The 14530-nt window shown below is 41.4% G+C and carries 20 protein-coding genes; all 20 read right to left on the reverse strand.

Annotated elements, in window-relative coordinates; translation table 11 throughout:
- Positions 1 to 102 precede the first annotated feature (102 nt).
- Positions 103 to 951, reverse strand: coding sequence for an MBL fold metallo-hydrolase (locus B6F02_RS10540; RefSeq protein ID WP_080147300.1), 849 nt, complete (start codon positions 949 to 951; stop codon positions 103 to 105).
- A 40-nt stretch (positions 952 to 991) separates the two neighbouring features.
- On the reverse strand, positions 992 to 1897 hold the full coding sequence (locus B6F02_RS10545) for a mechanosensitive ion channel family protein (protein ID WP_080147301.1): 906 nt from the start codon (positions 1895 to 1897) through the stop codon (positions 992 to 994).
- Positions 1898 to 1999: 102 nt separating this feature from the next.
- Complete coding sequence (locus tag B6F02_RS10550) at positions 2000 to 2740, reverse strand: nucleoside/nucleotide kinase family protein (protein WP_080147302.1); 741 nt, start codon at positions 2738 to 2740, stop codon at positions 2000 to 2002.
- A complete protein-coding gene (locus B6F02_RS10555) occupies positions 2737 to 4116 on the reverse strand; it encodes a DUF2254 domain-containing protein (protein WP_080147303.1) in 1380 nt (459 codons plus the stop codon). Before B6F02_RS10555 ends, B6F02_RS10550 begins: the two co-directional genes overlap by 4 nt.
- Positions 4117 to 4319: 203 nt before the next feature.
- Positions 4320 to 5057, reverse strand: a complete 738-nt coding sequence (gene truA / locus B6F02_RS10560; protein ID WP_080147430.1) for a tRNA pseudouridine(38-40) synthase TruA — start codon at positions 5055 to 5057, stop codon at positions 4320 to 4322.
- A 105-nt stretch (positions 5058 to 5162) separates the two neighbouring features.
- The gene (locus B6F02_RS10565; protein ID WP_080147304.1) at positions 5163 to 5960 is read right to left on the reverse strand and encodes an energy-coupling factor transporter transmembrane component T family protein; all 798 of its coding nucleotides are present in this window, start codon (positions 5958 to 5960) and stop codon (positions 5163 to 5165) included.
- On the reverse strand, positions 5957 to 6838 hold the full coding sequence (locus B6F02_RS10570) for an energy-coupling factor ABC transporter ATP-binding protein (RefSeq protein WP_080147305.1): 882 nt from the start codon (positions 6836 to 6838) through the stop codon (positions 5957 to 5959). Before B6F02_RS10570 ends, B6F02_RS10565 begins: the two co-directional genes overlap by 4 nt.
- Positions 6814 to 7653 carry an energy-coupling factor ABC transporter ATP-binding protein gene (locus B6F02_RS10575; RefSeq protein ID WP_080147306.1) on the reverse strand — a complete coding sequence of 280 codons (840 nt, stop codon included), beginning with the start codon at positions 7651 to 7653 and terminating at the stop codon, positions 6814 to 6816. The genes B6F02_RS10570 and B6F02_RS10575 overlap by 25 nt, the downstream gene beginning before the upstream one ends.
- A 362-nt stretch (positions 7654 to 8015) precedes the next feature.
- Positions 8016 to 8435: a 50S ribosomal protein L17 gene (rplQ, locus tag B6F02_RS10580; RefSeq protein WP_080147307.1), complete on the reverse strand. Its 420-nt coding sequence runs from the start codon at positions 8433 to 8435 to the stop codon at positions 8016 to 8018.
- A gap of 28 nt (positions 8436 to 8463) precedes the next feature.
- Positions 8464 to 9408, reverse strand: coding sequence for a DNA-directed RNA polymerase subunit alpha (locus B6F02_RS10585; RefSeq protein WP_080147308.1), 945 nt, complete (start codon positions 9406 to 9408; stop codon positions 8464 to 8466).
- Between the two features lie 64 nt (positions 9409 to 9472).
- A complete protein-coding gene (gene rpsK, locus B6F02_RS10590; RefSeq protein ID WP_080147309.1) occupies positions 9473 to 9868 on the reverse strand; it encodes a 30S ribosomal protein S11 in 396 nt (131 codons plus the stop codon).
- 30 nt (positions 9869 to 9898) lie between these two features.
- A complete protein-coding gene (gene rpsM, locus B6F02_RS10595; protein WP_080147310.1) occupies positions 9899 to 10264 on the reverse strand; it encodes a 30S ribosomal protein S13 in 366 nt (121 codons plus the stop codon).
- 18 nt (positions 10265 to 10282) lie between these two features.
- On the reverse strand, positions 10283 to 10396 hold the full coding sequence (gene rpmJ / locus B6F02_RS10600) for a 50S ribosomal protein L36 (protein ID WP_034299928.1): 114 nt from the start codon (positions 10394 to 10396) through the stop codon (positions 10283 to 10285).
- A 34-nt stretch (positions 10397 to 10430) separates the two neighbouring features.
- Complete coding sequence (infA, locus tag B6F02_RS10605) at positions 10431 to 10649, reverse strand: translation initiation factor IF-1 (protein WP_080147311.1); 219 nt, start codon at positions 10647 to 10649, stop codon at positions 10431 to 10433.
- Between the two features lie 175 nt (positions 10650 to 10824).
- Positions 10825 to 11469, reverse strand: coding sequence for an adenylate kinase (locus B6F02_RS10610; RefSeq protein ID WP_080147312.1), 645 nt, complete (start codon positions 11467 to 11469; stop codon positions 10825 to 10827).
- A 132-nt stretch (positions 11470 to 11601) separates the two neighbouring features.
- A complete protein-coding gene (gene secY / locus B6F02_RS10615) occupies positions 11602 to 12897 on the reverse strand; it encodes a preprotein translocase subunit SecY (protein WP_080147313.1) in 1296 nt (431 codons plus the stop codon).
- Positions 12898 to 12900: 3 nt separating this feature from the next.
- On the reverse strand, positions 12901 to 13341 hold the full coding sequence (gene rplO / locus B6F02_RS10620; protein WP_080147314.1) for a 50S ribosomal protein L15: 441 nt from the start codon (positions 13339 to 13341) through the stop codon (positions 12901 to 12903).
- Between the two features lie 37 nt (positions 13342 to 13378).
- Positions 13379 to 13558: a 50S ribosomal protein L30 gene (rpmD, locus tag B6F02_RS10625; RefSeq protein WP_080147315.1), complete on the reverse strand. Its 180-nt coding sequence runs from the start codon at positions 13556 to 13558 to the stop codon at positions 13379 to 13381.
- A 14-nt stretch (positions 13559 to 13572) separates the two neighbouring features.
- Positions 13573 to 14076, reverse strand: a complete 504-nt coding sequence (gene rpsE, locus B6F02_RS10630) for a 30S ribosomal protein S5 (RefSeq protein ID WP_080147316.1) — start codon at positions 14074 to 14076, stop codon at positions 13573 to 13575.
- 21 nt (positions 14077 to 14097) lie between these two features.
- The gene (gene rplR / locus B6F02_RS10635) at positions 14098 to 14463 is read right to left on the reverse strand and encodes a 50S ribosomal protein L18 (RefSeq protein ID WP_080147317.1); all 366 of its coding nucleotides are present in this window, start codon (positions 14461 to 14463) and stop codon (positions 14098 to 14100) included.
- Between the last annotated feature and the right edge of the window lie 67 nt (positions 14464 to 14530).

Consider the following 14530-nt stretch of genomic DNA (forward strand, 5'->3'; position numbering starts at 1 on the left):
ATACCTCATCTCCTTTAATGACAAATCAGTCTTAAGGATGAGATTTACCAAAAAAGAGAACAGAGCAGATTGGACCAACCTCTTTGTTCTCTTTCGTCATTTTCACTGATGATCTGAATCGTCTACAAACTTTCCGTGACTTGGCAAGGCTTTTTCTTCCCAGTGGTCAATGAGATCTTTCAAACCTTCCAGCAACTCGTGTCCACTCATTGGATAGCCGTGGCCTGAGACAGCATACTGTGGTCTCAGATTGTATAACTTAACAACAGCTTCTTTTGCAGATACCCAGTCTGGCGTTAAACAACGCGGCGGCCCACTGATGATCTTTTTCTGTGTTAAAACGGAATACAAATCTTCCTGTTTCGTCATGACAAAAGCATCCGCTGCAATCAGGAATCGATCTCTTTCCCTAAAGAAAGCTGTCTGACCTTCCGTGTGACCAGGTACTGGAATCCACTTGAATTCTGGCAAAAAAGGGACTGACCCGTCTTCTGGCAGCGGCTGTACATGATTTTCTAAATCAATAGGATCTCTCGGGAAAAATTTGGACGTCTTTAAGACTAGTCCGCCTTCCGCTGTATAATCCGGTTCAGGATAACTCTTCTGCCCAGTCAGATACGGCAACTCTGCTTCAGCTGCGTATACCGGCACATTCCATTTTTCTACCAGATCAATGACCGTTCCGACATGATCCACATGTCCATGCGTCAGTAAGATTGCACTCGGTTTTGCATGAGCTCCGAATCTCTCTATGGCTGCCTCGATGATTTTTTCAGAGCGTTTATACAGTCCTGTATCTACGATCACAAACGAATTCGCTTCAGGTCTGCCGATAAATAGGACATTTACAATCTGATCAACGAACACATAAACATCTGGTAAGAACTCTGTTCCCTTACCGGATTCCTTGCTGTACATCGGAATTTTTCTGTAGTCGTCCCCATATTTCATGGATTCCATCTCCTTATCAAGCAATCTTTTACGGAATCAATCAGGTATTTTTGTCTTTGTCGCTTCTCTTTTCATCACGGACGATTTCAAAGGTTTGCGAGGCAAGTTCGATTTCACCCTTATACTGATCAAATTGTTCCAACATAGAAGTAAACATACGGTCTTTGACCGATCTTCTTTCTCTCGTGTCCACGATATATCTTAGACTCATTGTAATCCAATTATCATCAAACAAAACAAATACTTGCGGTTTCAGCGAGGCATTCTCTATCCGGTAGCGACGTTTCATATTGTCCCATTCTTCTTCTGCTTTTGCATTATAGGTACCGATCGTCTCTTCTGCAATATTCAATACGATTTCTTTAGCCAGCGGGATATTCGAACCAAAATGCAGCGGGATATGTACTTCATCCCATAAAAACTTGAAGTCTGCAGTATAGTTGTACACCGGTGAATTAAAAATGTAACTGTTAGCTACACGAACGATTCGTCCTGTGTACTGGTCTCCTTCTACCCATTCGCCGATCTCCATCAAAGTCGTGCGCAACAGACCTATATCTACCACGTCCCCTTTGGTTCCTCCCAGCAAGACACGATCACCGGTTTTGAAGAAATCTCCGAACATAATGGCAAACCAGCCGGCAAAACTAACAATCACTTCGCGCAAGGCATAAGTCACCCCGGCACCCGCTAGTCCTATGGCTGTCGTAAATCCGCTTAAGTTACTCCCGAATATATAGACAAAGACAAGGACGAGTATGAAGTTCGTCAGCCACTTTGCAATTTTTCTTGTAACGTACCAGTTCTCTGAATGATTGAATTGTTTGTATAAACGATTTAAAGCAACTCGTCTGATCATTAAAATAAAGATAATAACCAGAATAAACACGATAATATTAGCGACTAGCGGATAGGCTTCTCTGTATTGATCAATCCATTCTCTCATATCTATGACTCCTCTATCATTCTTGGACGTATAACTCGTACTGTCATGATAACAGTTTATGGATGTGAAGTGGATTGTTACGCACTCAGCTGATCAGCACTTTTATATCTTTCTCAGTAGTGTGCGGTCCGCTGTCATTTCCCAGCAAATATCCGATCCACTGGAATGCTTCAGTACTCTTAAAACATTTCGGCGATCACTTTGTTTATAAAATGCTTCAGCCTGATCTTTTGGAAGTCCGCCCATCATTTTCCGTTCAACAAGTCTTGGTTTTAATGTTTCTTCTGCCGCTTCAATAAAAATAGTCAAATCTGCCGTGTCTTTTAATTCTGTCCATCCTGGTTCATTTAATAAAAGGTAGTTCCCTTCTACCAATACAATATCTGCATCCACTTGAACCATTTCTTCACTCACATCATGCAGCTTTCGGTCATAGACTGGCCATTCTACAGTTTCTTTCTCAGCAAGTTCTTCGATCCGCTGTTTCAACCCAGCCAAGTCGAAGGACTCCGGACTGCCTTTTACACTGTTCAAAGCCATTTCTTCTCCATCTACACTGATCCATGTATTCATTAAGTATTGTCTTTTATGATGGAAGCCATCGATCGAGATTTCCTGAAATGTATAGGGGAAATCATGCTGGCCATGCAGATACTTTAAAAAAAGGGTCAGTGTCGTTTTGCCCGTGCCCGGCGGTGCAGCTAGATAGACGATGACTCTGCTGCCTTTTCCTGCATACAAATCCTTCAGTTGTTTTAATAATGGGAGAAAGAGAGCATTGACTTCGCTTTCTGTGTAGACTGCATCCACTGTCAGACCATTTACATTAAATGTTAGATTCACTGCTCTTCCTCCTCGGCTTTTGCTTCCTCTTCTTCTTCGGCGGTGATTCGATCTTCTACCTCTATAGACATGATCTGGTTAAACCTTTTTTTAATCACTTCTCTATCCAGTTGCAACGGGAAGTTTTCAATCACAGAATCATGAACGTACCTCGTATATTCTTTGACGATTCCCAGCTTGTCTTCATGAGCAGCATGAGCAATCAGAACAAGTGCGTCAAAGACAGCTTCCATCGCTGAAATATCTTCTTTCATATAATGAACCAGCTGTCTGTATCCGACGTGCAGATGTCTGAAAAAATCATTATAATCATAAATCAGGAGACCTGACAGTTTTGAAAAATCCGGCTCTTGTTCTAATTCCTCTTTCGTTTTTCCAATGACAACGTACCTGCCTCTAAGCGCCGCAAATTTAGCTTCTAAAAGTGCTTTATAGTGTACAGCATGAATGGCTGTATTTGGATCATTGATACCTGGAGACATCGCTTTTAAGGCAATTTCATTTAATTTATTTCTGGAATACCCTGAATCAAATGAAGTAGACCGTTCTGATTCATAATCAAAGGTCTTATTGAATTCTCTATTCAACGTTTCGATATCTGCGACTTTTCTGTTCGTATATACCGTTGCCACAGGTTCATTTCTAGAAACAAAATCTCCCACCTTTACGGTAATTCTGCATATTGCCTGATACTCCTGGCACAAATTTTTCAAATCTTCAAACTTGATCGAACCGATGTAAGCTTCTTCGCTGGTATTCAGTTCATACTGATATGTCGTAGTGATTTCAGGTATACGGCTTATTCGAGTATGTCCTCGGTAAAAATCAATCGTGTCATCATACTGCGAAAGTGTTTCAAAATACATTCTGCTGACCAGTTTATCCGCTTGAATAAAGTTAGAGACCTGGTAGACAAACATGGTAAAATATACTGCGCTCCCTATCGCATAAAACCAGGCGATAACGACGGAAAAGACTCTGTCATCATATAAGTCTCCATTCATAAAGACCAGTGAAGTCAATGAATAAATAAATCCGCCCAAGAAGATGCCCAGTGTTCGCATTGAAGTAGTATTCAGCAGAAAGTCCTCTACAGCCCGCGGACTAAAATTGGACGTATACAACGTAACGATCGTCAATATGGCTGAAAATACAAAGGTCGTTGCTGTAAAGAGCGTTCCTGCTAATGTACTTAACACCTGTCTGGCAGTAGTGGTATCCGTCAACATCCAGTCCGGAAGATTTTCCAGCAATGCGATTGTATTGGAGTCTAAAAAGATCATCATTACAGATAATATCAGCGATAATCCCATACTGCGCCCAAATACCCTCCAGATTCTTTTGTCCTCCAACCGCAGTCGCCACTTTGTAAACATATATCGTTCCTCTTTTCTCGTTAGACTGTTTTTTGAAATATTCTTACTATATGTAGTTTTTTTCTGATAAAAATAAGAACCCGACCGACTCCTCACTGCACTGCAGCGATTTATCCACCGGGTTCTTTTATGATACCGTCCAGATTTTCTCCTGTCCATATTAACGGTTTTTATGAGTGTTTTCAGAGGTGGGCGGTTTGTTTTCAAGTACTCTCATAATAAACTTCCATCATACACAATCCATGCGGTGCCGCGGTCGGGCCTGCAGATGTCCGATCTTTTGCCTCCAGCATCTGCTGGATTTCTTCCGGCTCACGTCTGCCATCTGCAACTTGCAAAACAGTTCCCATAATAATTCGAATCATATTATACAAAAACCCATTCCCCCGAAAAGTGAAAGTCCACTCATTCGTTTGTTCATCGATTTTTAGACTCGCCTCGTATATGGTCCTGGTTTTATCTTCTTTATCTGAGTGAGCTGATGCAAAACTAGTAAAGTCATGCGTGCCCTCTAAATAAGATAATGCTTGTCTTGTCCGTTCTGCATCCATTTCAAACGGATGATGCAGAGCATAATTTCTTGTAAAAGGATTCTTCAGTTTATTGGTATCCACACGATACTGATATGTTTTCCCTTTAGCTAAGTACTGTGCGTGAAAGCTGTCTTCTACAATCTCAGACTCTAAAAATACAATATCTTCTGGACCTAATGTATTTAATGCCCTTAACATACCATCTGCCGGTATTCGCGTCGGATAATCAAAATGAATCACTTGTCCTTTTGCATGCACTCCTGCATCCGTTCTGCCGGCACCTTTGATACGGATAAAAGACCCTTTTGACATTTTACTTAATGCCTTTTCAATTTCTCCTTGTACGGTTCGCTTGTTCGGCTGGACTTGAAACCCAGAAAACTGTGTTCCATCATAAGCAAGCTTCATTTTATATCTGATGTTTTCCACGCGGCATGCTTCCTTTTCATCAATTTATACAGAAAAAGGACAAAGACAGAGATCCTTATCCTTTTTCGGTTTATGTTTTTAGGTTTATGTTTTTAATAGTAATAAAAGAACAGCTAATCCCAAGAAAGCAATGATCGTTACTGTATCCTTTGTCTCCCAGCTCAATTGACGGTACTTGCTGCGTCCTTCGCCGCCTTTGTATCCTCTAGCTTCCATTGCAGTCGCCAGCTCCTCAGCACGGTTAAATGAGCTTACAAATAGCGGGATCAATAATGGAACAATAGATTTCATCTGCTCATAAAGATTGCCTTCTCCAAAATCGATTCCTCGTGCTCTCTGTGCATTCATAATCTTTTCTGTTTCGTCCATCAAGGTTGGAACAAAACGTAATGCAATCGACAGCATCAGCGCAATTTCATGTACAGGTACTTTGATGACCGCTAACGGTCTCAGCAGGTACTCAATGGCATCCGATAAGGACAACGGCATCGTTGTCAAGGTCAAAAGCGTTGACATAAAGATGATCAGCACAAAGCGCATAAAGATAAATGCCCCGTTGATCAATCCTTCTTCTGACAGAATAAATGGACCAAATCGGAAGTAGATTGTCTGTCCGCTCGTGAATAAGATTTGCAAGATTACGGTAAACAAGATCAGCCAGATCAGCGGCTTGATTCCATTTATAAAAAAGCTCACTTTGATTTTAGATAGTCCTACAGCTAACGCTACAAATAACGCCAGTGTCAGGTACGTCCATACATTATTCGCTAAGAAAATGATGATGATGAAGAAAATGGCCCCCATCAATTTTGTACGGGGATCCAACCGATGAATCAGTGAACTTCCTGGTATATAACGTCCAAAAATCAATTTATCCATCATGTTCGGTCACCTGCTTCCCGACCGTCTCCGATTTTTTCTTTGATTTGTTCTGCCAGTTCATCTGTGGTTAACGGCAGCGGGTCAAATGTCCAGTTGAATCGCTTTTCTAACTGCTGTGCAAAGCGGACAGTCTGCGGTACACCAAGCTGCATACTCTCCAGCCAATCTGCTTCTTTGAACAAGTCTCTTGGTGCACCTTCTTTCGTTACAGTACCTTTTTCCAAGATGACCATATGATCAGCATACTGCGCTACATCTTCCATCTGATGGGTCACTAAGACAATTGTCAGACCTTGATTTTTATAGAGATCATAGAACATATCCATGATTTCTTTGCGTCCCTGCGGGTCTAGCCCTGCTGTCGGCTCATCCAGTACCAAGACTTGCGGTTCCAGCGCCAGTACTCCGGCTATCGCAACCCTGCGCATCTGTCCTCCCGAAAGATCAAAAGGAGATCGATCAAGAAAACTTTCATCCAACCCTACCTGAGGCAATAGTGCCTTGGCTTTTTCGATGGCTTCTTCTTCAGAAACACCGAAATTTTTAGGACCAAATGCAATATCTCTTCCAATCGTTTCCTCGAACAACTGCGCTTCTGGGAATTGAAAAACGATCCCAACTTTTTTTCGCAGCTTTTTAAGCCCTTTGTTGTTGGTCGCAGCGGTAATCACTTGCTCCCCAATAGACACTGAACCTTCTGTCGGTTTTTTCAGTGCATTCAAGTGTTGCAGAACCGTAGATTTTCCGCTTCCAGTATGGCCGACAAGTGCCGTATAGCTTTTGTCGTTTATAGAGAGATTGATATCATACAGCGCACGGCTTTCGAATGGCGTTCCTTTTTGGTACGTAAACCCTACTTCTTCGAATCGTATGTCCATAACCACTCCACCATGCCTTCCTCTGTTAAATACTCACTGGGTACATTGATCCCGCTATTTTTCAGCGAAGACTTCAGCTTCTCCGGGAACGGCAAGTCCAGACCCATTTCGATCAATTGATCGCCGTAAGAAAAGATTTCTTCTGGTGTTCCCTCTTTGATCAATTTGCCTTCCCGCATAACTAAAATACGATTGGCTGATGCTGCTTCGTCAATGTCATGAGTAATTGAAATGACAGAAAGATTCTCACGTTCTTTCACTTCTTTTACTGTACGCAAGACTTCTTCTCGCCCTTTCGGATCAAGCATACTTGTTGCCTCATCTAAAATCATGATATCCGGTCTTAAAGCTACAATCCCGGCAATCGCTACTCTTTGCTTCTGTCCACCTGACAATCTTGCTGGTTCTCGTTCGGCAAATTCCAGCATATTGACCTTTTCTAATGCTTCACGTACTCTTTCGACCATTTCTTCTCTAGGAAGCCCCTGATTTTCTAAGCCGAATGCTACGTCATCCTGTACTGTAGATCCAACAAATTGATTATCCGGATTCTGGAAGACCATTCCGACCATTTCACGGATCGACCATATATTCTCTTCATTCAGTTCATAAGGCCCTACTTTAACTTCTCCGCCACTTGGCTCAATTAGTCCATTGATCGCTTTCGCTAAGGTAGACTTGCCAGAACCATTTGGGCCGATGATTGCGATCCATTCTCCTTTATTGATCGAAAAGGAGACATCGTTCAATGCAGGGCGTGCATCTTCCTCTGTATAATGATAAGATATTTGATTTACTGTTACAATTTCATTCATTGTCTTTACCTCAATCTTTGAGTCCTGATGCCTAAGCACCCATCCATTATCTAAGTTCTGTCAGCGTATGAAAATACTGATTCATTATACCTTATTTCCAGGTGTCTTGACAGTCCTCATCTTTATAAGATTAACAAAAAAACAGGTATAAAAACAACAGCTTTTATTGTCTGCTATGTATAGTCTGAATGACCGACAGTTTTTGGGTATAAAAAAATCACTTTAAACGATATATGGTTTCTCCTGAAGGAACATTGTCCTCCAGGAGAAACTTGAGCTAGACACTTGGAAAAACTTTCCATCATCATAACGCCCATCATACATCCAAAAGTGAATTTGGTTTAATTCTGTTTTGTTGAAAATTAAGCTTCTACTTCTTCAGTTTCTTCAGCTTCAGCTCTAACCACGAATTCTAAGACAGCCATTGGAGCGCCATCTCCTCTACGAGGTTCAGTTTTCAATACACGAGTATATCCACCATTACGCTCAGCGAAACGTGGAGCTAAATCGTCAAACAATTTTTGTAAAACAGTTTGTACTACGATTTCTTCTTCAGTTTCTGAAACAGTTGCTAGTTCATTACGAACTACTGATGCAGCCTGACGACGTGCATGCAAGTCTCCGCGTTTACCTAAAGTAACCATTTTATCAGCCATTTTAGACACTTCTTTTGCACGAGTTTCAGTAGTGATGATACGCTCGTTGATAATTAAATCTGACGTAAGATCACGCAGCATAGCTTTACGTTGAGCACTTTTACGTCCTAATTTACGGTAGCCCATTAGTCGAAACCCTCCCTTAACTACAAGATTATTCTTCTTCGCGTAACCCTAGATCAAGCTCGCCAAGTTTGTATTTAACTTCTTCCAGTGATTTACGCCCTAAGTTGCGGACTTTCATCATTTCTGGTTCTGTTTTATTCGTCAGTTCTTGAACAGTATTAATTCCAGCACGTTTCAAGCAGTTGTAAGAACGAACAGATAAATCAAGCTCTTCGATAGTCATCTCAAGCATTTTTTCCATCTGAGTTTCTTCTTTTTCAACCATAATTTCAGCTTCACGGGCTTCTTCTGTCAAGTTGACAAAAATGTTCAAGTGTTCTGTCATGATTTTTGCCGCTAAACTCACGCCATCCTCTGGAGAAATCGATCCGTCAGTCCATACGTCAAGCGTTAACTTGTCGAACTGATTTTTCTCTCCAACACGAGTATCTTCCACATGATAATTTACACGGCTGATTGGGGTATAAATCGAATCAACCGGCAGTACACCAATTGGCATATCTTCGTGTTTGTTGTATTCAGCGCGAACGTACCCTCTGCCTTTTTGTGCTTCCATGCGAGCATGTAAATGTCCGCCTTCAGAAACCGTGCAAATATAAAGGTCAGGGTTCATTACTTCAACATCACTGTCATAAATAATGTCAGCAGCTGTTACAGTCGCTGGTCCTTCAACATCCAATTCAATCGTTTTTGTTTCATCAGAATACAACTTAAGTGCGAGTTTTTTCAAGTTTAAGATGACGGCAGTTACGTCTTCTACTACCCCGTCGATCGCTGTGAATTCATGTAAAACACCATCGATTTGTATATTTGTGACGGCAGCACCTGGCAAGGATGATAGTAGGATTCGACGCAGAGAGTTCCCCAAAGTTGTACCGTATCCACGCTCAAGCGGTTCTACGACAAACTTGCCGAATTTTCCATCCTCACTGATCTCAACTGTCTCTATTACCGGCTTTTCAATTTCGATCATCTAGTCCGTTTACCCCTTTCAAAACGTTCAGTTCACGCAATATTTTTTGAAAAAATTCCAATTATTAAACGCGACGGCGTTTTGGAGGACGACATCCGTTGTGTGGTACCGGAGTTACGTCACGAATTGCTGTTACATCAAGTCCTGTTGCTTGCAATGAACGAATTGCAGCTTCACGACCAGATCCTGGTCCTTTAACAGTAACGTCAACTGATTTCATACCATTTTCCATTGAGCCTTTAGCAGCTGCTTCTGCAGCCATTTGAGCAGCAAATGGAGTTGATTTTTTAGAACCTCTGAATCCTAAAGATCCTGCTGAAGACCATGAAATTGCGTTACCATGAACATCAGTGATCATTACGATTGTGTTGTTGAATGTTGAACGGATGTGTGCCACACCGTGCTCAATATTCTTTTTCACTCTTCTTTTACGAGAACGTGCTGGTCTATTTTTAGCCATACGTAGATTGACCTCCTAACTTTTAGGTGATTATTTTTTCTTACCAGCGATTGCTACTGCTGGTCCTTTACGAGTACGAGCATTGTTTTTAGTGTTTTGTCCACGAACGGGCAAACCACGACGGTGGCGGATACCACGGTAAGATCCGATTTCGATCAAACGTTTAATGTTTTGGTTTACTTCACGACGAAGGTCACCTTCGATTTTTAGTTTGTCTACTTCAGCACGGATTGCGTCTAATTGATCATTTGTCAATTCGCGTACGCGTGTTTCTTCTGGAACTCCAGCAGCTGCTAGAATACTTTTAGAAGTTGTTTTTCCGATACCATAGATGTATGTTAATGAAATTACCACATGTTTATCACGTGGAATATCTACTCCTGCTACACGAGCCATTAAAGCACCTCCTTCTTATTAGCCTTGACGTTGCTTATGCTTAGGATTCTCGCAGATAACCATTACACGGCCGTTACGACGAATCACTTTACATTTGTCACACATTTTTTTGACTGATGGTCTTACTTTCATGAACTTTCCCTCCTTGGTTGTACGGAGTCTTAAGTTATTTGAATCGATACGTAATGCGTCCACGAGTTAGATCGTATGGAGACATTTCAACTGTTACTTTATCTCCAGGCAGGATACGAATATAATTCATACGAATTTTACCCGATACATGTGCTAGAATTTCATGTCCATTTTCAAGTTCTACTTTGAACATTGCATTTGGAAGAGTTTCTAGTACTTTTCCTTCAATCTCAATAACATCGTCTTTTGCCACGTTGAGTTTCCTCCTTCGATGACTCTCTTTTGTACGCATGAAATTGCGAGGGCAGACTGCTCTCACATTTCTTTATAACATTTATTGAATGATTTAACCGTCATGCCAACACGACGCTCGAAATATTATACCATGCAAAGTTGATAAGCACAAGGCTTTTTCAAATATAAAATGGTTATTCTAAAATATTTCTTATATCTTCAAATACTGAGTCTGGATCTTGTTCTCCGTTGATTTCTTTTACGATTCCTTCTTCTTCGTAATATGCAGCCAGTTCTTTTGTCTGAGCTTCATTTACGTCGATACGTCTTTCAACTGTTTCCGGTTTATCGTCTTCTCTTTGATAGAAGTCGTGTCCGCCGCATTGATCACAAGTGCCCTCCACTTTAGGTGGGTTGAACAATTTATGATACGTTGCGCCGCATGTCGCACAAATGAAACGACCTGTAAGACGTTCCATCAAGATACTTTTATCGACTTTGATGTACAACACGCTGTCGAGTGAACGACCGTTGCTGCTTAACGCTTCTTTCAAAGCATTGGCTTGATTCAACGTACGAGGATATCCATCCAATAAGAATCCTTTTTGAGCATCGGCTTCTTCCAGACGCTCTTTCACGATTCCATTGGTTACTTCGTCAGGTACGAGATCTCCAGCATCTATATACTTTTTCGCTTCCTTGCCTAAGGGCGTTTCGTTTTTCATCGCTGCACGGAACATGTCACCTGTTGAGATATGCGGGATATCGTAGGTTTCAGTGATTCGTGAAGCTTGAGTTCCTTTCCCTGCTCCAGGAAGTCCTAAAAGAATAAGATTCATGTTTGCTTCCTCCTTGACTGATTCCCAATCATTTACGCTTAGGAAAAAAAGATCGATTTACCCATTGATGAGTATACAGCTGCATGCGGGGCAAATCGTCTATTTTTGTACAAAGGATAAGACTCATTCACTTTATCTTTGAATAAATCCTTGATAACTCTTCTTACTCAGCAATCCTTCAAGTTGTCTCATTGAATCAAGCGCAACACCAACTACGATTAGCAGACTGGTACCGCCTAATGCAAGAGAACTCGGAAGATTCCAGAGTCCAGAAGCGATAATCGGTAATACTGAAATGATCCCTAGATAAAGTGCACCGACAGTGCTTAAGCGGATCAACATGTAGCCAAGGTATTCTTCAGTCGGTTTCCCGGGACGAATACTTGGGATGTAGCCGTTTTGTTTTTGTAGATTCTCTGCCGCTTTTTCAGGGTTAACCTGAATGAATGCGTAGAAATACGTGAACACTACGATCAGCAGTACATAGAGTACAGCACCCGCAGGTTCTTGTAAGTTGAAAATACTATTCAAAACTTGATACCAGCCAGCATCTTGATTGCCTTGAGCAAAATATCCGAGAATAATTTGCGGGGTCATTAAGAATGAACTCGCAAAAATTACAGGGATAACACCTGCTGAGTTGACTTTAAGGGGTAAAACAGCATTATCTTTTGAAGTACTTGCACGCTTAGAATAGCGCACAGGTATATTGCGTTTTGCATTCTCCATATAAATAACGAATATGACCAGTGCGATCAGTGCAACAATTAGTCCAATCGTGAATAGTACACTTTGAACAATCTCGTCACCGGCATTGCGGATTTGAGTATTGTAGAACTGAATCATGTCTTGAGGCAGACGAGCAACGATTCCTGAGAAGATGATCAGTGACGTTCCGTTTCCGAAACCATGCACTGTAATCATTTCACCCAGCCACATTACCAGCATTGTACCTGCCGTCAAGAAGATCGCAATCATTATAAATGTTGCCGCTCCTGGGTTTCTGACAAGTCCTAACCCCGTTAAAGCATTAAAACCGACAGAAATTCCGATCGCTTGGAAGAATGCTAAAACGATCGTTAAATAACGAGTTGCCTGATTAAGCTTCTTTCTACCGACTTCACCTTGCTCCGCCCATTCCTTGAATTTAGGAAGGACGTCCATTTGCAAAAGTTGAACGACGATTGAAGCCGTAATATATGGCGAAACACCGAGAGCAAACACTGAGTAGCTTCCAAGTGCTCCACCACCGAATGTATCTAGAAGGTTAAACAACCCTGAAGTAGATAATTCGTCGAGTGCTTGAGCATTAACGCCCGGTACAGTGATCTGTGTACCTAAACGAAAAACAATTAAAATTCCGAGAGTGAATAACACTCTAGATCTTACATCTTTTTCTTTAATAGCACCTTTAATCAGCTCGATCATAAATTAGATCACCTCTACTGATCCACCGGCAGCTTCGATCGCTTCTTTAGCTGAAGCAGAAAACTTGTGTGCTTTGACAGTAAGTTTGCGATCAATGTTTCCTTTCGCTAATACTTTCACACCGGATTTTTGGTTTTTAACGACACCTGTTTCGATCAATAGTTCTGGAGTCACTACTGTTTCTGCGTCAAAACGATTCAATGAATCTAAGTTTACGACAGCAAATTCTTTACGGTTGTAGTTTGTAAAACCACGTTTTGGCAGAGTTTGGAACAATGGTGTTTGTCCACCCTCAAACCCTAAACGAGTTCCGCCACCTGAACGAGCTTTTTGTCCTTTTTGACCACGACCTGATGTTTTACCATTACCAGAAGATGAGCCGCGTCCTACACGATTGCGTGTTTTACGAGATCCTTCTGCAGGTTTTAATTCATGAAGTTTCATAAATCCTGGCACCTCCTTTAGTTAGACTATAGACTTACTAAACTTCTTTTACATCGACTAAATGAGCGATTTTTTTAATTGCGCCTCTTACTGCGTCATTATCTGGTCTCACAACAGAAGAGTTTGTTTTTCTAAGACCTAATGATTTGACTACTTGGTGTTGATTTTGAGGACGACCAATTAAACTACGCTTTAAAGTAATTTCAAGATTTGCCATTGTGTCATCCCTCCTTATCCAAGTAATTCTTCTACAGATTTTCCACGAAGTTTTGCAACTTCCTCAGCGCGTTTTAGTTTGCTGATACCATCGATTGTTGCACGAACCATGTTGATTGGTGAGCTAGATCCAACTGACTTAGAAGAAACGTCTTGTACGCCAGCTAATTCTAGTACGGCACGAACAGGTCCACCAGCAGAAATACCAGAACCGGCAACAGCTGGTTTCATGATGATGTTTCCTCCACCATGGCGTCCGATGATTTCATGCGGTAATGTTGTTCCAACCATTGGTACTTCTACCAGGTTAGTTTTTGCTGCTTCGATTGCTTTACGGATTGCTTCAGGAACTTCCTGAGCTTTACCAGTACCGAAACCTACATGTCCGTTTCTGTCTCCAACAACAACTAGTGCTGCGAAACGAAGACGACGTCCACCTTTAACAACTTTCGTTACACGGTTAATTTCGACTACGCGATCTTCAATGTCTAATTTTGATGCATCAATATGAGTTGTCATGTACCTTATTCCTCCTTTACTCTAGAATGTTAGTCCGTTTTCACGTGCTGCGTCAGCTAATGCTTTAACACGGCCATGATATTGGTATCCACCACGGTCAAATACTACTTCAGTAATACCTTTTTCGCTTGCACGTTTAGCAACTAAAGCACCAACAGCTGCAGCTTGATCAACTTTAGAGTCACCTGAAACATCAGTATCTAAGGTAGATGCACTTGCGAGCGTTACACCCTCTACATCATCAATTACTTGAGCGTAGATGTTTTTATTAGAACGGAATACGTTCAAACGCGGGCGCTCTGCAGTACCAGAAAGATTTCTACGGACACGTTTATGTCTCTTTTGACGTAATTTGTTTTTATCTGGTTTTGAAATCACAATTGTCACCTCTTTATCATTTTATTACTCAAATCTTGTTGAGTATAACTTAATTGTTTATTTAACGCAAAGTGAA

The sequence above is a fragment of the Marinilactibacillus piezotolerans genome (genome assembly GCF_900169305.1).
Lineage (GTDB): Bacteria > Bacillota > Bacilli > Lactobacillales > Carnobacteriaceae_A > Marinilactibacillus > Marinilactibacillus piezotolerans_A.